18 protein-coding genes and 3 pseudogenes are annotated in these 18,100 nt (G+C 69.1%); 11 read left to right on the forward strand and 10 right to left on the reverse strand.

Annotated features, from left to right (window positions below; translation table 11 throughout):
- Positions 1–565: pseudogene (locus tag ACWF94_RS10985) on the forward strand (hypothetical protein); the annotation flags it as partial.
- Positions 566–1,008: 443 nt separating this feature from the next.
- On the opposite strand, the gene ACWF94_RS10990 reads toward ACWF94_RS10985, so the two are convergent.
- The 4 genes from ACWF94_RS10990 to ACWF94_RS11005 form a co-directional block, all read right to left on the reverse strand.
- Positions 1,009–1,611, reverse strand: a complete 603-nt coding sequence (locus ACWF94_RS10990) for a hypothetical protein (RefSeq protein WP_453486939.1) — start codon at positions 1,609–1,611, stop codon at positions 1,009–1,011.
- A complete protein-coding gene (locus tag ACWF94_RS10995; protein ID WP_453486941.1) occupies positions 1,604–2,164 on the reverse strand; it encodes an RNA polymerase sigma factor in 561 nt (186 codons plus the stop codon). The genes ACWF94_RS10990 and ACWF94_RS10995 overlap by 8 nt, the downstream gene beginning before the upstream one ends.
- 4 nt (positions 2,165–2,168) lie before the next feature.
- The gene (locus ACWF94_RS11000) at positions 2,169–2,411 is read right to left on the reverse strand and encodes a hypothetical protein (protein WP_453486943.1); all 243 of its coding nucleotides are present in this window, start codon (positions 2,409–2,411) and stop codon (positions 2,169–2,171) included.
- A 90-nt stretch (positions 2,412–2,501) separates the two neighbouring features.
- Complete coding sequence (locus ACWF94_RS11005) at positions 2,502–3,002, reverse strand: recombinase family protein (protein WP_453486946.1); 501 nt, start codon at positions 3,000–3,002, stop codon at positions 2,502–2,504.
- Positions 3,003–3,374: 372 nt separating this feature from the next.
- On the opposite strand from ACWF94_RS11005, the pseudogene ACWF94_RS11010 reads away from it, so the two are divergent.
- The 7 genes and pseudogenes from ACWF94_RS11010 to ACWF94_RS11040 form a co-directional block, all read left to right on the forward strand.
- A pseudogene (locus ACWF94_RS11010) lies at positions 3,375–3,804 on the forward strand (hypothetical protein); the annotation flags it as partial.
- 592 nt (positions 3,805–4,396) lie between these two features.
- Positions 4,397–5,800: a cytochrome P450 gene (locus tag ACWF94_RS11015; protein ID WP_453486948.1), complete on the forward strand. Its 1,404-nt coding sequence runs from the start codon at positions 4,397–4,399 to the stop codon at positions 5,798–5,800.
- A 51-nt stretch (positions 5,801–5,851) separates the two neighbouring features.
- On the forward strand, positions 5,852–6,907 hold the full coding sequence (locus ACWF94_RS11020; protein ID WP_453486950.1) for a terpene synthase family protein: 1,056 nt from the start codon (positions 5,852–5,854) through the stop codon (positions 6,905–6,907).
- Positions 6,908–7,069: 162 nt separating this feature from the next.
- Entirely contained in the window at positions 7,070–7,990 is a 921-nt protein-coding gene (locus ACWF94_RS11025; protein ID WP_453486953.1) for an SAM-dependent methyltransferase, read from the forward strand.
- Positions 7,987–8,307 carry a hypothetical protein gene (locus ACWF94_RS11030; RefSeq protein ID WP_453486956.1) on the forward strand — a complete coding sequence of 107 codons (321 nt, stop codon included), beginning with the start codon at positions 7,987–7,989 and terminating at the stop codon, positions 8,305–8,307. The genes ACWF94_RS11025 and ACWF94_RS11030 overlap by 4 nt, the downstream gene beginning before the upstream one ends.
- A complete protein-coding gene (locus ACWF94_RS11035) occupies positions 8,298–8,459 on the forward strand; it encodes a hypothetical protein (RefSeq protein WP_453486959.1) in 162 nt (53 codons plus the stop codon). The genes ACWF94_RS11030 and ACWF94_RS11035 overlap by 10 nt, the downstream gene beginning before the upstream one ends.
- The gene (locus ACWF94_RS11040) at positions 8,456–9,292 is read left to right on the forward strand and encodes an SAM-dependent methyltransferase (RefSeq protein ID WP_453486962.1); all 837 of its coding nucleotides are present in this window, start codon (positions 8,456–8,458) and stop codon (positions 9,290–9,292) included. Before ACWF94_RS11035 ends, ACWF94_RS11040 begins: the two co-directional genes overlap by 4 nt.
- Positions 9,293–9,782: 490 nt before the next feature.
- On the opposite strand, the gene ACWF94_RS11045 is transcribed toward ACWF94_RS11040, so the two are convergent.
- The 4 genes from ACWF94_RS11045 to ispH are packed head-to-tail and all read right to left on the reverse strand — an operon-like array spanning position 9,783 to position 15,182.
- Positions 9,783–10,871, reverse strand: coding sequence for a polyprenyl synthetase family protein (locus ACWF94_RS11045; RefSeq protein WP_453486965.1), 1,089 nt, complete (start codon positions 10,869–10,871; stop codon positions 9,783–9,785).
- On the reverse strand, positions 10,868–12,010 hold the full coding sequence (ispG, locus tag ACWF94_RS11050; RefSeq protein WP_453486968.1) for a flavodoxin-dependent (E)-4-hydroxy-3-methylbut-2-enyl-diphosphate synthase: 1,143 nt from the start codon (positions 12,008–12,010) through the stop codon (positions 10,868–10,870). The genes ACWF94_RS11045 and ispG overlap by 4 nt, the downstream gene beginning before the upstream one ends.
- Positions 12,007–13,866 carry a 1-deoxy-D-xylulose-5-phosphate synthase gene (locus tag ACWF94_RS11055; protein ID WP_453486970.1) on the reverse strand — a complete coding sequence of 620 codons (1,860 nt, stop codon included), beginning with the start codon at positions 13,864–13,866 and terminating at the stop codon, positions 12,007–12,009. Before ACWF94_RS11055 ends, ispG begins: the two co-directional genes overlap by 4 nt.
- Positions 13,863–15,182: a 4-hydroxy-3-methylbut-2-enyl diphosphate reductase gene (gene ispH / locus ACWF94_RS11060; protein WP_453486973.1), complete on the reverse strand. Its 1,320-nt coding sequence runs from the start codon at positions 15,180–15,182 to the stop codon at positions 13,863–13,865. The genes ACWF94_RS11055 and ispH overlap by 4 nt, the downstream gene beginning before the upstream one ends.
- Positions 15,183–15,425: 243 nt before the next feature.
- Between ispH and ACWF94_RS11065 the strand changes: the two genes are divergently transcribed.
- The 3 genes from ACWF94_RS11065 to ACWF94_RS11075 all read left to right on the forward strand — a co-directional run bounded on the left by ACWF94_RS11065 (position 15,426) and on the right by ACWF94_RS11075 (position 16,628).
- Positions 15,426–15,566 carry a hypothetical protein gene (locus ACWF94_RS11065; RefSeq protein ID WP_453486975.1) on the forward strand — a complete coding sequence of 47 codons (141 nt, stop codon included), beginning with the start codon at positions 15,426–15,428 and terminating at the stop codon, positions 15,564–15,566.
- 188 nt (positions 15,567–15,754) lie between these two features.
- Positions 15,755–16,255, forward strand: coding sequence for a transposase family protein (locus ACWF94_RS11070; RefSeq protein WP_453486977.1), 501 nt, complete (start codon positions 15,755–15,757; stop codon positions 16,253–16,255).
- 61 nt (positions 16,256–16,316) lie between these two features.
- Positions 16,317–16,628 (forward strand): hypothetical protein, encoded by a 312-nt coding sequence (locus ACWF94_RS11075; RefSeq protein ID WP_453486980.1) that lies wholly within the window; start codon positions 16,317–16,319, stop codon positions 16,626–16,628.
- A 282-nt stretch (positions 16,629–16,910) separates the two neighbouring features.
- Here ACWF94_RS11075 and ACWF94_RS11080 read toward each other — a convergent pair.
- Together ACWF94_RS11080 and ACWF94_RS11085 are read right to left on the reverse strand one after the other, a co-directional pair.
- Positions 16,911–17,183 (reverse strand): annotated as a pseudogene (locus ACWF94_RS11080) (transposase); the annotation flags it as partial.
- Positions 17,132–17,635, reverse strand: a complete 504-nt coding sequence (locus ACWF94_RS11085; RefSeq protein ID WP_453486982.1) for an N-acetyltransferase — start codon at positions 17,633–17,635, stop codon at positions 17,132–17,134. The pseudogene ACWF94_RS11080 and the gene ACWF94_RS11085, both read right to left, overlap by 52 nt.
- Positions 17,636–18,100: the final 465 nt, after the last annotated feature.

The raw sequence follows: 18,100 nt of genomic DNA on the forward strand, positions 1-18,100 counted from the left end.
CCGTCTGAGCGGGGTGATGTCCGGGACCCGGTTGCCGATCGACGGCCACACCGCCCGGGTCGCCCGGATCGCCACCCTCACGCTCGACGACGTCGATCTCGGCAACCGTTGGCTGACCGTCGCCGGACGCGCCCGTCCTCTCGACGACCTCCTGAAGCTCCTGACCGACTGGCTGGACCACCGGCGCCACCGGTGGCCGAGCACGGCGAATCTCCACCTGCTGATCAACAACCAGACCGCCAACGCGACCGGCCGGGCCGGCAACCACTGGATCAGCGCTCCGATGCGGGGACAGGACGCCACCCTGGAGCGGCTCCGCGTCGACCGACAACTCGAAGGAGCCCTGACCCACGGGCCCGACCCGCTCCACCACGCGGAGGTCTTCGGGCTCGACGAGAGACCGCGATGCGCTACGCGGACTCCGCACGGGCCCTGCTGGGACAGGCCGCCGCCGAGACCGGCCCAGCGGGTTGACCGCGAACCCACGGGCTCAACCGTCAGAATCAGGGAATCCACCCGTGGGTTCGCGGTGAAGAACCTTCAGTTTCCGTACACTCATGCTTGACCGCGTCTGGATTGCGCCTACCGGCCCCCTATCGCCGAGGACAAAGACGCGCCTCGGCATCATCACAATCGTGCCCCGTTCGTGCAGACCGGGCTGGAGGTTCGTCGATCCGGCAGTGGGTGGGATGCGTCGGCGAAGGTCGCGGAGCTGCCCAAGTGCCACGGCGAGTTCGTTGCGGAGCCGCTCCTTCTCCTCGTTGAGTCTCTGGTTGGCACTCGCAGCGCGCGCACGACCGCCTCGCGGGACGTGGTGCGGGTAGCGCCCAGGCAAGCCCAAAAGCCGCCAGAACTTGATCTTGGCGGGTGTGGTGCTCGGTCCGCTCGGCGCACTCACACCCTGACCGTGATCGTTCTCAGCGCCAACCGCTGTACCGATGTTCCCCGAGGCCGTCAACGCCGCCCCGGGGCCACTCCTTGGTGACGCCAGGCGGTGGTGACCTGCTGTCAATTTTCGATGGTGATGCTGTCATGAGCGTCATCGAACATGCGGATCACTACCCCCCTGAGCATCTGCAGGCTTTCGGCCCATTCCTCGATCATGAAAGAATCCAGATCCTGGAACTCAGTGTTCTGGATGGCGACTCGCAGCTCATCCAGAAAGCGGTGGGCCTCATCAACAAGTTCCATCGCATCGCCACGCGTCAAGCGCAGATCCTCCAGGCCGTCCATCAGCGCCGTCAGAACATTGGCACAGCCCGCGCACGCATATTCTGCCTCGCCGGACATGACCATCAGGACATCCTCGATCTCCGCGAGGAGGTCTGCGATCAACTCGATCGCCTGATGGGGACCTTCCTCCAGCACCGGCGCATCGTCGTTCACCGACACCTTGAACACCTTGAATTCCAGTGTCACCGCTCGACCGGTCGTTTTTTTGATGTTTGCCAGTGGACCTGTGCGCAGGGGTGCCAGTGCTCGGAGCCCTGCGTCGGTATCGAGCGCTGTGGTCATCGTGTCCAGCAGCTCATTGCGGCTACCGGCCAGCAGGGCGTCGAGCAGGTCCTCGGGAGTGTGGCGTTCCCCTCCATGGGGCGTGCGGTCAGTCATGTGCAACCCCCTTGTCCAATCCAAGGATGGAGATCAGGTCCTTACGGGCCCGGCAGATGTTCTGGCGCACGGCTGCAGGCTTCATATCGAGCATGTGAGCGATCTCGTCATAAGTGAAGCCGTCGAGGTGCCAGGCCATGATCGTGCGCCGTCCGGGCGTGATCCGGTTGAGCGCGTCCACGATCCGCTGCTGGGTTTCGGTGAGTACTACCTCGGTGACGGGGCAGGTCCCACCAGGGCGGTCGGGCACCGGGTCCCTGGGAGACGTACGGCAGTCGTCCTGCCTCCAGTAGCAGCGCTGAGCCGTGACCCGCAGCCAGGCCCTGGGGTGTTTCAGAGTGCGCCATTTGTCGGGCAGGAGCCGGGCGATGGCTTCGTGGGCTGCATCGGCGGCTTCGTAGGGTGTGGCACCCTGATGCATCAAGAACACCGATACCGCGCGCATCTCGCTGGTGTAGAACGCATCGAAGTCGTCACGCTGGATGGCGGGCTGACCCAGCACCGACTGACGGTGCCGGGCCTCGGTCCCGGTCGTCACCGGGGGCTCGGACACGAACTCACCTCTCCTGGTTCCCGGCAGCGAGGTGTGCGCTGCCGACGGTGATCTCAACCTCGCGACCGGCGCTCTTCTCCGTCAGCCGACTGCCAACCGGCAGAGAGCGGATACGCTCCGACAGACCCTGCTGTTCCAGCTCCGTACGACGCACCTCTGCGCGGGCCTTGATCAACCGGTAGCCGAGGCGCAACAGATAAACCCCTGCTGCCGCCCCCGCCGTGACCGCGGTAGTCACCGGATCCATGCGTACTCCATCGTCCTGCGGCGCCCGCCGCGCCGCGTCCACCCCTTTAAGCACAGAACCGTTGAGGTGTGACAGGGCAAATGCTGCCGGCTAAGAAACTGGGAAGCCGGACGGACGGCCCGTCATCACCCCGTCCGGCGGGCCGGCGCTCCCTGCGAGCCTGACCATCGTGGATGAGTCCGGGCAGCCGGTCGCCGCGTCGTCGTCGATGCCCTTCGGCCGCCCGCCGTGGTTGCCCTTGGAGGCGGCTACGACCTGGCCTTCGAGGGTCTTCTCCCGGATGTAGTTGCGCTCGATCTGCCCGGCGACGGCGAGCACGGCGAAGAACATCGCGCCCATGCCGTTGGGGTCGTAGATCCCGGTGAGCGGGCCGGTGAGGAGTTCGAGCTGGAGGCCGCCGGCCTGGAGGTCGGCGGACAGCGTCATCAGCTCGGCCGCGTTCCTGGCCGGACGCTTCAGCTCGTGCACCGTGAGGATGACCGGGGTCTCGGGTGCGGCCTCCCTGAACTGGTGGGCCAGCGCGAGCGCCTTCTCCCGTTCGGGCCGCACCTTCACCCGGGTGCTGATCTGCTCCTGAAAATCTTGTGGCACTGGGCGCGGCGGAGGGCTTCGAGCTGGCTGGCCAGCTCCTGCCGGGCGGTCGACGTCCTCGCGTACCCGATCCGGATCCGGGTCGGCTCGCACCTCGACGTTCCGAAGGTGTTGGAGAAGTACGGGGAGGACGGGGCGAGCGGGCTGACCCTCGCCCCCGATCTGGTGGCGGCGTCCGCCCACCGGCCACTCGCCCTTGCGACCGGGTCCCCGGGCGACGTCTTCCTGTGTCATCCGTTCCTGGTGCACGCGGCGCAACCGCACCATGGGGTGCGGCCACGCTTGATGGCGCAGCCGCCGCTGATGCCGGCAGCACCGTACGAACTGGAGCGGGCCGACGGCGCGTACTCACCCGTGGAGATTGCGATCCGCCGGGGCCTGGGGCAGGACACTCCCGGTCCAGACGGAGACGGCACCGACCGCAGCGCCGAGGCGGGTGTCCGGCAGCGGCTTCGTGAAGTCCTGTTGGCCGGGCTCGACGCGGGTTTCCCGGCCGGATCGGTTTCGCTGCGTGGTCGATTTCTCGCGCATCAGGGCCCTGAAGGAGGAAACCGCACGGGTCCCTCGCCGGTCGGCCGTGGCCGGATCGGCTCGAAACACCACTTGATCACCGGCGGGCACGGCAACCGGGCACCTGCCGCCGGGGATCGAGCGCGGTTTCGCGCGGCGGCACGGCTTCCGACGCCTGCGGATCCGTCGGGAACCCAGAGCCGACATCAACGAAGCGTTCCCCCAACTCGCCTGCTGCCTGATCACTCACCGACAACCCGGCTCATCGTGTCAGCCGTCGCAAGGCCGGTGAGACCGACTTGGGCGCCGCCCGCCGGCCGTACTACGTAAACTCCGTCACGCGCCTGCGCCGACTCGCGGACGACTGCGAGCCCGATGCTGCACGACAGGCCAGGGTCGATATCTCCTGGGAGGACATCGCGAGCCCTGGGCGTCACCACGCGGTCCGTCCGCGAACGGCTACGGCACCTGAACACCACTCCCTGACCGGCCTGCCCCTTGCCCACGACAGTTCCACCCGGCCGTGCGCCCGCCGGTGACCCTTCACAAGTGCACAAAGATGCAGCGTGTGCACGGGTTTGCTGCCCGCACAGGGGTTGGCAGAGCTGTGGGGACGGGGGCTCTATGGAGGTGTGCCCGCCCGGCATCTGCCCACAAGTCGGCCGTCGGCAGGGCAACACTCAAGCGTGTTCCGGAGGGTGAGAACCCTCGTGTCGTGATCCGTGCTGCACCCTGCACGGGCAGACCTCGACGGCCGGACCTGCTCGTGTGAGCCCTTGAGAAGGGGGCCACGCGCTGGGGTGAGAGCAATTGCAGTCCCAGATGCGCCGTATCGCCGGCCAACGGAGCGCAAGCACGTGCCAACACCTCAGGGAAGGCTCGAAGTGAAACGCATCATCGATGGACAGAACCCCTTCCACCTTCCCGGGATCAATCTCGTTCTGCCCGTCAGACGCCGCCCAGAATGTCCCACTGCTCCGGGGGCCCTGCCGTTTCTGGGGCACTCCGGACGGATGGCCCGCGATCCCCTGGGTTTCTTCGAGTCCCTCCGCCCGCTGGGCCCGCTGGTACGCATCCGTCTGGGGCACACCACATCGTACGTGGCTACCACCGCCGAGCTGGCCCGCCAGATCCTCGTAGCCGGCAATGGCGTGGAATTCGACAAGGGGGGCCCGTACTTCGCATCGTTCAGGCAGGTCCTGGGCGACGGTCTTGCCACCATCGGGGCCGAGGAGCACCGTCCGCTGTGGACCATGCTGCGCCCCGCGTTCCAGAGCGCCCGGATGCCCGACTACGCCGAACGGTTCCGCGACTGTGCGCAGGAGCTGTCCCGGTCATTCAGGCCAGGACAGGTCATCGACGCGGACGAGGCCATGAACCGTCTCGCGATCGACATCCTCGCACGCACGCTCTTCCCGGCCCCCGAGGACCATGAGGCCATCGAGGTCTTCCAGCGCAACATCCCCGCGATCCTGTCGAACCTGGTCACCCGGATGCTCCTGCCCGGAGGCGGCCGTCTGCCCCTGCCGGGCAACATCCGCTTCACACGGGCCACCGCCGAGATCCAGGCCGCCATCAGCGCCATGGTGCGCCGCCGGGAGCGGGACCTCACCGACCACGGCGACCTGCTGTCCCTGCTGATGCCTCCCGGCCGCCCCTGCGAACGCTCCGACCGGGAAATGTTCGAGCACGTCATGAGCTTCTTCATCGGCGGGACCGAGACCGCAGCTTCCCTGCTGGCCTGGTCGCTCCACCTGCTGAGCCGGCACCCCGCCCCGTACCGGCGCCTGGAGGCGGAGCTGGACGAGGTGCTCGGCCACAAGGACGTCAGCTACCGGGACCTGGCGCATCTGACGTACATGCGCTGCGTTCTCAACGAGGCGCTCCGTCTGTATCCGCCCGGCTGGCTGCTCAGCAGGGCCACCTTGACCAGCACACTCCTGGCCGGGTACAGACTGCCCCCGGGAACCGGTGTCTTCTTCAGCCCCTACACCTTCCAGCGCGACCCGTCGGTGTTCGTCCAGCCGGACCGGTTCGATCCCGACCGATGGAGTGCGGAGCGCCTCGGACCGGAGCAGAAGGCGGCCTTCATGCCGTTCGGTCTCGGCGCCCGCCGGTGCATCGGCGAGGCGTTCGGGATCGCCGAGTCCCAGATGGCACTCGCCGTCCTGCTACGGCGCTGGCGTGTGCGCGCGCTGGACGGCGCCGGCGTCAAGCCCGTCGCCCGCATGACGATGCACCCCAGCGGCGTCCGCCTGCGGCTGGAGAGAAGAGACGTGACCGCCTGACGCGGCAGCCGTCGTTCCCGTCCCCGGCCTCACAGAATCCGGAGCCCCGCCATGAGTCGTGTCGTGGTCGTCCCTCCCTTCTACTGCCCCTTGGACTCCGCCGTACATCCGCAGGCCGACGAACTCGGCAAACGCAGCGTCGCGTTCATGGACAAGTACCGCTTGTACTGGGACGACGCACAGCGCGATCGCCTGGTGGGAACGCTCGCGGGCCTGGTGACCGCCTACCAGTGCCCCGATGCACCGCTGGAACACGCCCAACTCGTCGGCGACCTGATGCTCTGGGCCTTCTGCTACGACGACGAGGTGTGTGACGAGCCCCCGGGCGGACTGCGGACCGGGGAGACGGCCCGCACCAACCTGCGCCTCCTGCGGGCCGCGGAGAGCCTTGAGCACCCGCCTGGTGCCGACCACCGTTATGCCTGTGCCGTGCACGACCTGCGCACGCGCTTCTCCGCACTTCTCGGCCCGGAGGCGGGCGACCAGTTCTCCCGGTATCTCGGCGACTACATCAGCATGGAAATGCACAAGGCCGCCTACAAGACGACCCATGTCCAGCCGAGCCTCAGCGAGGTGGCCACCCTCCGGCTGTGGGGCGGCGGCGCCACCCTCTTCCCGCACGCGTACCTGCTCATCCGCAGCCTCGACACCCGCCCCGACGTCAGCAGCGACCGGTGTCTGAGGGCCCTCGTCGAGGCCGCGTCGCTGATCGGCGGCTGGGACAACGACATCTACTCGGTCAACGTCGAGACGACCCGCGCGGCCAACACGAACGAGCTCAACATCGTGGACGTCATCGCCAGGGAACAGGGCCTGGACATCCAGTCAGCGATGGAAGAAGCCACCAGGATGCGCGACCGGATCATGACGCTCTACCTCCGGCTCCGCGAACGGCTCACCCGGCAGGACCTGCGGCGCTTCACCCCCTACACCGGTGTCCTGGACCAGTATCTGCGCGGCCACCTCGACTGGGCTTTGAAAACCGCCCGCTACGAAAGCCTCGGCAGCGATGCGTCCACCCGGCTGAGCGGCTTCACCCCGAACTCCAGGGACGACAGCCCGCAGCCCCTTCCCATCGACGCGATCCGCTGGTGGTGGCATGTCTGACCAGCACCGCCCCGCAGGCTCACCGAAGACACGCACCGCACAGAGCTCCTCCGGAAAACCCTGAACGACCGCCGTGCGCCCCACCGGAGCGCGCAGCGAACACGCACCCCAACGGAGAGAACACCGGCCATGTCCCTGTCCACGCCCCTACCACCGATCCACGTGATCGACAGCCCTCGCGTCGACTCCTACCGGGACAAGATCGTCTACACCTACGACGACTCTCCCCAGATGTGGCACAAGGCCCTCGGGCCGGACAACCTGCTCTTCCAGTTCGGCCTGTTCGACCCCGAAGAGGTGGCGGCCGGCCCGGTACGCGGTACGGTCGGGCCATCCGAAGTACGGCATTTCGAGAAACAGCTGGAGATCGCCGGGCTGACCGGCCCCGACCGGCCGCCAGTCCACCGGATCCTGGACCTGGGCTGCGGCTGGGGGTTCCTCTCCCGTTACCTGGCCCGCCACTTCCCCGAAGCCGCCCTCATCGACGCGGTCAACATCAGCGGGCGGCAGCTGGAGTACTGCGCCGAACAACTCGCCCTGGAGCCCGAACTCGCCGACCGTACGCGTCTGTTCCTGTGCAACGGCCAGGACATCGACCTGCTGCCTGACCCGGAGACGCCCTACGACCTGGTCGTCGTGCGCGGCGTGTACACGCACTTCCTCAACGACGTCTTCGAAGCCTCCGTGAGCGCGGTGGCCAAACGCGTCCGCCCCGGCGCCCTGGTCGTCATCTCCGACACCCTCTACAAGACCGCTCTGGACACCTACCGGCCCGCCATCCCCGACGCCGTCGATCGACTGGCCTGCGGCAACCGTAAAAGTCCCGCCTATGTCGCCCGCGTTCTGGAAGAACACGGCCTGGTCCTCGCCGACATGCGGATCATGCCGTCCAACGCGGAGATCGTGCACTGGTTCCAGAAGGTACGGCTCAACATCGAGCACAACTTCCCCGACGGAGTCACCGGACCCATCGAGGAACTGCACGAGATGGCCGCCAGCTTCTCCGCCGCGCTGCGCGAGGACAAAGCGTCCGTGTACAGCATCATCAGCCGCCTGACCCGGAACCAGGAACGAGTGCCATGACCACCGCCATGCGTACGCCCGAGCCTCCCGCGGGCCGCGAGTCCCCGCCGCCCCCTGTGCCGAAGACGGCCGACCAGCTTCTGGCCCAGGAGCGCTCCGCCATCGCCCCCTTACTGGGTGAAGCCGTCGACTCGCTGCCCGGCCGGACGCGGCACATCGCCGGACACCACCTGGGCCGACGGGACGAGCACGGCCGCCCGGTGGCCGTACAGCCGAGCAAGGCGGCGCGGCCTGCCCTGGTCCTGGCGACGGCCCGGGCCAGGAGGGGCGCCCCGGTAGCCGAGGCCGCGCTGTCGGCCGCCGTTGCATGGATCTGACGCACAACGTCACCCTGCTCCACCACGACGTCATGGACCGCGATGAGCACCGCCCCACCGCCTGGAAGGTCTTCGGCGCCACCGACGCCCGGCACGCCCTGGCCTTCCAGTTCGCCGATTCCCGCCCGACAGAGAGGCTGTACCGATCATGACCGTCAATGAGCCGATTCTCACCGATGTCGGTGCAATGTATGACCGCTTCACGGACATCTTCACCGAGGGTCTCGGCGGCAGCATCCATCTCGGCTACTGGAGGGACGGGGACGACGACAGCTCCGTCTCCGTCACATCCGAGCGGATGACCGGCATGGTCGCCGACCGGCTCGCTGCCGACCCGCAGAGCCGCCTGCTCGACATCGGGTGCGGCACGGGACGCCCCGCTCTCCAGATCGCCCGCACCACGGGTGCCCATGTCACCGGGGTCACCGTGAGCGACTACCAGCTCCGGCTCGCCTCGGCGGCCGCCGACCGCGCCGGACGGGCCGAGCGCGTCGTGTTCCAGCACGCCGACGCCATGAAGCTGCCGTACGCGAACGGCGAGTTCCATGGCGCGTGGGCGATCGAGTCCCTGGTTCACATGGCCGACCCCCGAGCCGCCCTGGCCGAGGCGGCACGCGTCGTCACCCCGGGCGGACGCCTGGTCATCGCCGACTTCAGCATGCGGGAACCCGTAGCGGACGAGGCATGGCAGGTGGTCAATCAGCTGGCGCAGATGTTCCACACACGCACTTTCCCGACGCATTCCGACCACCGCGACAACCTCGCCGCGACCGGATGGGAGCTGGAAGACCTCACCGACATCGGTGAGCAGGTGCGTGCCGGTTACAGGCACCTGATCGCACTCATGCGCCGACTGGCCGACGAGGCCGAGGGGGAGATGGCCGCGCCGTTGTCCGCGGGAGCCGATGTGATCGAGGCACTCGGTGCTGTGCCCGACCTCGGGTACGTACTCATCACTGCCACGAGGCGGCGGGACATGCCGTGAAGCCGTTCGCGATCCCGTGTTCCTGGCATGAACGCTCTGAAGGACAGCCGACGGGCGGCCCTCGGCCCGTAGGCAGGCCCGTCCGACGGGCCCGCACCGGCGGGCACGTCCGCCGCAGTCCGCCGGTATGGCCCGCGGAAACGGAATGCCGGAATGCCGCCCGTCGGTCGGAGCCCGACGCATGTCGATGCGGTGGCCGGGGCAGGGCGGTCGCCGCAAGGCCCCGGGCGGCACTCGATCGTCGATGCCGAGTCCCGAGCCAGCAGCAACGCGCCCAGTCCGGCCAGGCCACGGATGAGGACGAACTCCAGCGCGGGAGCACCGTGGAACAACGACGCGTTGGCCCCGGCGCTCACGCCGCCCGCAACCGCACGCGCGAGGGCCACCAGCAGATCCTGGAACTCCCGGGACCGGTACACCTCGGCGGGGATCTCGGCGTGCAGGCATCTGATTCACGCTGGTGGTTGAGCCTGCCTGGAGTGCGGAGTGCTCAGGTGTGCCTGCGGACAGCGCGGTCGGCCAGGTCCCGCAGGTGGCGGGCGGACGTGGGTTCCGGTGCGATGGCCTGAAGGTGCTGGAGGGCCTGTCCGTACCGTTCGGTGATCATGGTTTCTACGTGGTGGACGGCGCCGGTCGCGGTGATGATGTCGCGGGCGGTGGCGGCCTGGTCGTGGGTGAGGCCGCGGTGGCCGAGGAGGGCGCGGAGCTGGTCGGCCCGGGTCCGGGTGGCATGGCGCAGGGCGAGGGCGATCAGGACGGTGGCCTTGCCTTCGCGCAGGTCGTCCAGTGCGGGTTTGCCGGTGCGGGCGGGGTCGCCGAAGACGCCGAGGAGGTCGTCGCGGAGCTGGAAGGCTTCGCCCAGGGGGATGGCGAACGCGGACAGGGAGTCGAGCAGACTCTGTTCGGCGCCGGCGAGGGCGGCGCCGATGTGCAGGGGGCGTTCGATGGTGTATTTGGCGGTCTTGTAGCGGCAGATCGCCAGTGCCCGGCCGACGTCGACGCCGGGGGTGTTGGTGGCGAGGACGTCGAGGTACTGGCCGTAGATGACTTCGGTGCGCATGGCGTCGAGCAGGGGCAGAACGCCGGTGAGCTGCCGGTGGCTGAGGCCGGCGGTATGCAGGAGTTCGTCGGACCAGGTGAGCGCGAGGTCGCCGATGAGGACGGCGGCGCCGGCGCCGAGTCGGTTGGCAGCGGTGACCGTGCGGCCGGGGGCGTGGCGGGTGGCGAGGGCGCGGTGGACGGTGGGGTGTCCGCGGCGGGTGTCGGAGCGGTCTATGACGTCGTCGTGGATGAGGCAGAAGGCGTGGAACATCTCCAGGCTGGCGGCGGTGCGGACGACGGGGAGGGGGTGGCCCCGGCCGCCGGCGGTGTGCCAGCCGGTCAGGCAGAGCAGGGGGCGGATGCGTTTGCCGCCGGCGGCCAGGAAGTCCGTCAGGAGTGCGGCCATCTCGCCCGGCATGTTCTGTCGGGCTGCGGCGCGGGCTTTGTCGGTGAGGAAGGCGTCGAGAGCGGTGTCGATCTTGGCACGGGCCTGGTCCAGGCCGGAGCCGTCGGGCTGGGCTGGGGCTGTGGTGGTCATGAGGGGGCCTGCGCCGGTGTCGGCGTGTCGCGTGGAGGTGGTAAGTCGGTGAGGCGGAGGGCTTCGTCGAGGAGTGCTTCGACGATGCGGTGTTCGGGGACCGTCCGGATGACCTGGCCCTTGCGGAAGATCTGTCCTTTGCCGTTGCCGCAGGAGACGCCGAGGTCGGCTTCACGTGCTTCGCCGGGGCCGTTGACGACGCAGCCCATGACGGCGATGCGCAGGGGGTGGGGGAAGCCGTCGAAGGCGGCCTCCACTTTCACGGCGAGGCGGTGGATGTCGACCTGGAGGCGTCCGCAGCCGGGGCAGGAGACGATCTCCAGCTTGCGGGGGCGCAGCCCGAGGGAGGACAGGATGTGGCAGCCCGCCTTGACCTGTTCGACCGGTGGGGCGGACAGGGAGACCCGGATGGTGTCCCCGATCCCCTCTCCGAGAAGGATCCCGAAGGCGACGGCAGACTTGATGGAGCCCTGGAAGGCCGGTCCTGCTTCGGTGACGCCGAGGTGGAGAGGGTAGTCGCAGGCGGCGGCAAGGAGCCGGTTCGCGGCGATCACCGTGGCGGGGTCGTGGTGCTTGACGGCGATCTTCAGATCCTGGAAGCCGTGTTCCTCGAAGAGGGAGCATTCCCACAGGGCGGATTCCACGAGGGCTTCGGGGGTGGCGCGGCCGTGTTTGGCGAGGAGGCGGGGGTCGAGGGAGCCGGCGTTGACGCCGATCCGGATCGGCACGCCGGCCGCCGCGGCGGCCTTCGCGATCTCGCCGACCCGGTCGTCGAACTTGCGGATGTTGCCGGGGTTGACGCGCACGGCGGCGCAGCCGGCGTCGATGGCGGCAAAGACGTAGCGGGGCTGGAAGTGAATGTCGGCGATCACCGGGAGTTTTGAGCGGGCGACGATGGCGGGGAGGGCGTCGGCGTCGTCCTGGGAGGGGACGGCGACCCGGACGATGTCACAGCCCGCGGCGGTGATCTCGGCGATCTGCTGGAGGGTGGCGTCGACGTCGGCGGTGAGGGTGGTGGTCATGGTCTGGACGGAGACCGGAGCGCCGCCGCCCACCAGGACATCGCCGACGTGGAGTTGGCGGGTGCGGCGGCGCGCCGGAGTGGTGGGGAGTGCGGGCAGGCCGAGGTCGGTGGTCATCGTGTCCCGCCGTCTTGTTCGGGCTGCTGGGAGTGGTGCGGGAGTCCGGCGCGGGCCCGGAGTACGGCGTGGACGATGCCTCGGGTGTCGAGGCCCGCCGCGCTGAGCAGGTCGGTGCGCGTCGCGTGGGGGATGAACCGGCCGGGCAGACCCTGGACATGGGTGGGCACTGTGCACCCGCTGTCGGTGAGCGCCTGCGCGACGGCTGCTCCCACACCGCCGGAGCGGACGCCGTCCTCGACGGTGACGACCAAGCGGTGGCGTACGGCGAGTTCGGTGAGCTGGTGGGGAACGGGCAGGGCCCAGCGGGGGTCGGCGACGGTGCATCCGATGCCCCGCTGGCCGAGACAGGCGGCGGCGCCGAGGGCCGCCGCGGCCAGCGGGCCGGCGGCGACGAGCAGGACGTCCCGGACACCGGAGCGGAACAGGACATCGACGGGGCCGTGACGTTCCAGGGCGGTGAGAGCGTCCCCGGCAGGGGCTTTCGGGAAGCGCAGGGCGGTGGGTCCGGCGCTGTGGGTGACGGCCTCGGTGAGGAGTTCCCGTAGCTGCGCGGCGTCGCGGGGAAGGGCCACCCGCATGCCGGGGACGGCGCCCAGGAGGGCCAGGTCCCATATGCCGTGGTGTGAGGCGCCGTCGGGGCCGGTGATGCCGGCCCGGTCCAGGACGAAGGTCACCGGCAGACCGTGCAGGGCCACATCCATCAGGACCTGGTCGAACGCACGCCCAAGGAACGTGGCGTACAGGGCGACCACCGGGTGCAGGCCGGCCATGGCGAGCCCGGCGGCGGAAGTGACGGCATGCTGCTCGGCGATCCCGACGTCGAAGACCCGGTCAGGGAACTTCTCCCGCATCAGGTGCAGGCCGGTCGGCCGCAGCATCGACGCGGTGACCGCCACCACCTGCGGGTGCTCCGCCGCCACCGCCACCAGTTCATCCGCGAACACACTCGTCCACGACCGCCCCGGACTCTTGCCCGCCGCGGTAGGGCGGCCGGTGGACGGATCGACGACGCCGACCGCGTGCAGGCAGTCCGCCTCGTCCACCTCAGCGGGTGGGTATCCCCGGCCTTTGACCGTCACTACGTGCACGAGGACCGGGCAGGCCAGCGACCGCGCCCGGCGCAGCGCCTCCTCGACTGCGGCCGTGTCGTGACCGTCGACCGGTCCGAGGTAGCCGAAACCCATATCAGTGAAGACGTTCCGCTGCTCCGGGTGCTCGGCTGCGCTGTTTCCCGGCTGCTTCAGCGCGCTGAGATGTGCGGCGAGGGCTCCGGTGGTGGGGGCGTAGGAGCGGCCGTTGTCGTTGAGGACCACGATCACCGGACGCTCCGGGGCGGCGCCGAGGTTGTTCAGGCCCTCCCAGGCCATTCCGCCCGTGAGGGCGCCGTCGCCGATGACGGCAACCACCGCACGGCCGTGCTCACCGTTGAGGGCCCGTGCCTTCGCCAGGCCGTCCGCGTAGGAGAGGGCGGTGGAGGCGTGGGAGTTCTCCACCAGGTCGTGCGGCGAGTCGGCCCGCGACGGGTACCCCGACAGGCCGCCGGCCCGCCGCAGCGACCGGAACTCCTCCCGACGGCCGGTCAGCAGCTTGTGCACGTATGTCTGATGGCCGGTGTCGAAGACGATCGCGTCCCGGGGCGAATCGAAGACCCGGTGCAGCGCCAGGGTCAGCTCCACCACCCCCAGGTTCGGGCCCAGATGACCGCCGGTCGCGCACACCTTCTCCACCAGGAACGCCCTGATCTCGGCCGCCAGCTCGACCAGTTGTTCCCGGGGCAGGACCCGCAGGGCGGCCGGGGAGCCGGTCTCCTCCAGCAGCGGGAAACGGGTGCCGGAGACGCTGGTAGTGCTCATCGGTTCTTCCTCAATGTGGCGGGCGGTGCGAAGTAGGTGTCCTCGGTCGTGGTGATCCGTTCCCGCACGGTGAGGGGCCCCAGCCCGGCCAGGGTCGAGAGAGTCTCCTGGACCAGTTCGGGCGGGGCGGACGCCCCGGCGCTGAGCCCGATGGTGGCCGCGTCCCGCAGCCAGGCCGGCTGGATACGGGAGCAGTCCTCGATCAGGTGGGCCGGTGTGCCCGCTGTGCGGGCCAGCTCCACGAGCCGTACCGAGTTGGAGGAGTTCGCCGACCCGAGGACCAGGACGAGATCGGCCTGAGCGGTGACGGATTGCAGGGCGTGCTGGCGGTTGGTGGTGGCGTAGCAGATGTCCTCCGAGCCCGGACCGCTCGCCTGGGGGAATCGTTCCTTGAGCGCGGCGATCGTCTCCCGCGTCTCGTCTGCGGCGAGGGTCGTCTGGGTCAGGTACGTGATGTTGGATGGGTCCGGCAGGTCCAGGGCGGTGATGTCCTGCGGGCCGTCGACGATCACGGTGGCGTCGGGGGCTTCGCCGTAGGTGCCCTCGATCTCCTCGTGACCGGCGTGCCCGATGAGTACGATGCTGCTGCCGCGCCCGGCGAACCGGCGTGCCTCGGCGTGGACCTTCGTGACCAGCGGACACGTCGCGTCGACCACTTTCAGGTTCCTGCGGGCCGCTTCCGCACGGACCTGCGGGGAGACACCATGGGCGGAGAACACCACCAGGGCCCCTTCGGGAACCTCGTCCAGTTCCTCCACGAACACCGCGCCGCGCTCCGTCAGGCCGGCGATGACGTGGGTGTTGTGGACGATCTGCTTCCGCACGAACACCCGCCGCCCGCCAGGCGCCTGCTGCCGGTCCAGGAGGGCCTCGACGACCTCGATCGCCCGCTCCACCCCGGCACAGAACGACCGCGGGGAGGCCAGCAGAACCGTCCGGGGCCGCATGATCCGAGCCCAGGACTCCACGGCTGCCTCCGCAACCGGCCACAGGCCCGTCCCGGACGCAGCCACCACCACGGCCACGTCACCAGAGCCCTCCGCGCCGACGGCTTCTCCGGCCCGGTCGGCACGCGCGGCGGTACGGGCGACAGCGGCCTGGAGACCACTGCCCGGCCCTTCCTCCAGCAGCCGGACCGCACCCGTGACCACCCGGTGGCCCGCGGCGCTGAGCGATCCCGCGACCATCGGTGCGGCAGAGCAGGCCAGGGCGCGCCCGTCGGGCCACAGCAGTTCGTCGGCCACCAGCACATGACCTGCGGGTAGTGCCACCGCCGGGGCGGCGGCCGGGTAGCAGGACACGGAGGACCGTGACATGCGTGTCCACCTCGCTTGGGGTCGGGGAGATCGGCACCGGCAGTTCGTCACTGCCGAGGGAGGCCGCGCGAACAGAGGCCGCCCTCGGTGGCGCTCCGGGATTGAGGGACCGATCCAGGGGGGTACCTCCCCATCAGTACATCCCCGACGTCCCGCCCTGTGCAGGGGGTTTGGTGCGCGGATGTGCTGCGCGTGCTGCGTCTGTGCGCCCTTGTGAAAGGCGCTGTATCCGGATCATCTTTGGTGAGGGCTGGGAACGGGGAATCCATCACCACCTGGAAACGGTTCCTCAGCGACTACCCAGGACTGCGATCCGCCCGCGCCACCGCCTCCCTCACCACCATGCGCCAGGCACTGCGCCCCTACAGCACCCACCCGACGTAGCCCTCCTCACGGAGGAATCCACAACCCTGTGACACCACAACCCCTACCCACCTCACACCGCAGACGGGCGTCTACCAGTGCCGCCTACCGCTGTCCACGCGGACCGTCAACCACCTCGCCGATCTCCTTCGGCGTCACCTGAAAGTAATCGGTCCAGGTGGCGGATCCTGCCGCCCGGACGGATCGCGGTGATCGTTCTGGCTGTGCTGCGCCACGACCAGCGTCTGGCCGACATGGCCGGCGGCAATGACGTGTCCGAGTCGACCGTCCGTCGCTGGCGCGACGAGCTGATCACCCTGCTCGCCTCTCAGGCGCCGCGTCTGGACCGCGCCCTGAAGAAGGTGGCCAGGCAGGGCGGGGAGGTGGTCCTGATCGACGGCACCCTCATCGCCACCCAGCGCCGCACCGGAAAAGCCGACCGGCGCAACTACTCAGGCAAACACCACCGGCACGGCCTGCACTTCCTCGCCCTGACCGACGAGCAGGGCCGGCTGATCTGGCTATCCGCCGCCCGCGCCGCTCGGGCAGCAAGTCCGCCAACCGCTGCAGAGAGGATCGATCATGACTTCGGACCACAACATGCTGTGGAGTCGCTGCGCGTACCTGGGTCGCGTCCTGCTGCCACTGCTGGACCAGGAGCCATGGCGTCAGGATCGCCGCCGAGATCGGCTGCGCTCTTGGGGCATTGACGTGACGGTGGGGGAACGACTCATAGAGGTCTTCGCGTCCTTGGCCGCTCACGCTGTCGCGGTGGACACATCCTTGTCCGCTTCAGAGTTCGCGACCCTGCCCCTCAGCGCCGTGGCCGACGTGGCGACCGGCAAGCAAGACTTCGAACTACTCGCCGGGCTCCCAGACACCTTCGCCGACGACCGCGACGACGTTGCGGTCAAGGTTTTCCGCTTGTACGCCTATAGGGGCGGCCAGGCCAGTCTCCAGCTCTGTCGGCTGAGCACGGAAGTGCGCCATACGCTGACCGTCCTCGCCGCCCGCGAGTCGGTGCTGTCCCCTACGTGCGGAGACATCTTCGGCCAGGCGGACGAGGCCCACTTGCCGCTGTGAGCACACCCGCTCCCACTGCCGCCGGCAACACAGCCTGACGGATGATCTACTGCGCAGACTGCCGCCAACGACCAGCGTGAGCATCCTGAGGACCGGTCACACCAGCTCCTTGACCTGCGGTTTCAAGTTGACTGAGGCTCAGTGGAGGTCATATCGGCGGACCAGGCCCAGCAGCTCAGGGTCAGTGGTGGCATGACGCACAACTGCATCTTTGCCCGGCGATCGCTCAGCTTCCAGCAGTTTCCCCAGTGGCAGCCGAGCGGCGATCGTTGGTTCAGAGAACTCGCTGGTGGCGGGCAGGGTCTCGTAGTCCCGGGCCAGACGGCGGGAGTTCATCAACCACGCGAACGTGCGCTCTGCCACCCACCGCCTCGGCAGCGCCACGAACCCTGCCATGTCGTCGGTGCGCTTGACGATCTCCAGGGTCAGGGCGAATTGGTCCCGGCACCAGCCGACGGGGGAGCCGGTGTAGCCGCCGTCGGCCCACACGAGGGTGATGCCGCCTACGTGCCGGGATGCTCCGGCAGGGCGAGCCAGTCCGACCAGGAGATCTCGCGGCCGAGGAAGCGCGGCTGCTCGAACGGCCAGTCGGCGGCGATCCACCGCGGCACCAGCGCGTCGAGGGCCTGCTCGACCTTGCCACCCACCAGCTCGTCCACCACCCACCAGGAGATCTCGCCGTCCGCGCCCACCCTCTCCGGTGGGTCGATGTAGACACAGCCGAGCAGAGCTGTCTCCGCCGCGTCGAACAGCGCGTAGTTGAAGGACTGGTGTGCGGCGATCTCCTTCTCGTGCCGCAACAGGTCGGCCTGGTCGGCCTCGTAGGTCATGGTGGCCGCGGGCCAGCCCCAGGCCGGACCGAAGATGGTCCACAGCCGCTCGCGCGAACCCATCACCGCCGGATAGTCGAGCGGGGTGTCCGCCTCCCGGATCGGCCGCAGGTGATGGCCACCGCCCGGCAGCGGTACCAGGACGGGGTGGACGAAGTCATCGGGAAGCCAGCTCATGGCGCCCGACCGTAGCAGCGCGCGGCCGTCCGCTCCCCTGGATTTTCCCCGTATACCGCCAGGCCCTGCTCTCATGCCGGGCAAGGCCCGCGATCCCCGTCGCCGCCCGGTGTCGCGCCGTGGCCCGCACCGCTCGGTTGCGGACCATGGTGAACAGAACACTGAAAGTGACCATCTTCACGCCCGCCACAGCCATGGGCGGAAGGGCGTTCGGTAGGTGGTCGGGCTGTGGCCGTTCGTCGGAGTGGCGGTGATCGTGAGCGTGCGTCGCGGGAAAGTCCGGTGCTTCGATGATCTGCCAGTTCCTGGAATGCCGGCCGATCTCGGCCGGCCACTCCACGCTCGTTCACCGATGGGTCGAGGGCGAGAAGGTGCCCGAAGCGCCGGTGTCGGCGGCGTACGCGTTTGAGATCGGTGAGACCCTCGCGCGCATCCACGCGCTCGACGTCGCGTGGACCCATGTGT

The sequence above is a fragment of the Streptomyces sp. NPDC055078 genome (assembly GCF_053607985.1).

Coding starts and splice junctions, on each gene's coding strand:
- ACWF94_RS11040 (WP_453486962.1), top strand. CDS start 8,456: ATGACCGTCAATGAGCCGATTCTCACCGATGTCGGTGCAATGTATGAC.
- ACWF94_RS11020 (WP_453486950.1), top strand. CDS start 5,852: ATGAGTCGTGTCGTGGTCGTCCCTCCCTTCTACTGCCCCTTGGACTCC.
- ACWF94_RS11045 (WP_453486965.1), bottom strand. CDS start 10,871: ATGACCACCACAGCCCCAGCCCAGCCCGACGGCTCCGGCCTGGACCAG.
- ACWF94_RS11055 (WP_453486970.1), bottom strand. CDS start 13,866: ATGAGCACTACCAGCGTCTCCGGCACCCGTTTCCCGCTGCTGGAGGAG.
- ACWF94_RS11085 (WP_453486982.1), bottom strand. CDS start 17,635: ATGAGCTGGCTTCCCGATGACTTCGTCCACCCCGTCCTGGTACCGCTG.
- ACWF94_RS11035 (WP_453486959.1), top strand. CDS start 8,298: ATGGATCTGACGCACAACGTCACCCTGCTCCACCACGACGTCATGGAC.
- ACWF94_RS11000 (WP_453486943.1), bottom strand. CDS start 2,411: ATGGATCCGGTGACTACCGCGGTCACGGCGGGGGCGGCAGCAGGGGTT.
- ispG (WP_453486968.1), bottom strand. CDS start 12,010: ATGACCACCGACCTCGGCCTGCCCGCACTCCCCACCACTCCGGCGCGC.
- ACWF94_RS10990 (WP_453486939.1), bottom strand. CDS start 1,611: ATGACTGACCGCACGCCCCATGGAGGGGAACGCCACACTCCCGAGGAC.
- ispH (WP_453486973.1), bottom strand. CDS start 15,182: ATGTCACGGTCCTCCGTGTCCTGCTACCCGGCCGCCGCCCCGGCGGTG.
- ACWF94_RS11030 (WP_453486956.1), top strand. CDS start 7,987: ATGACCACCGCCATGCGTACGCCCGAGCCTCCCGCGGGCCGCGAGTCC.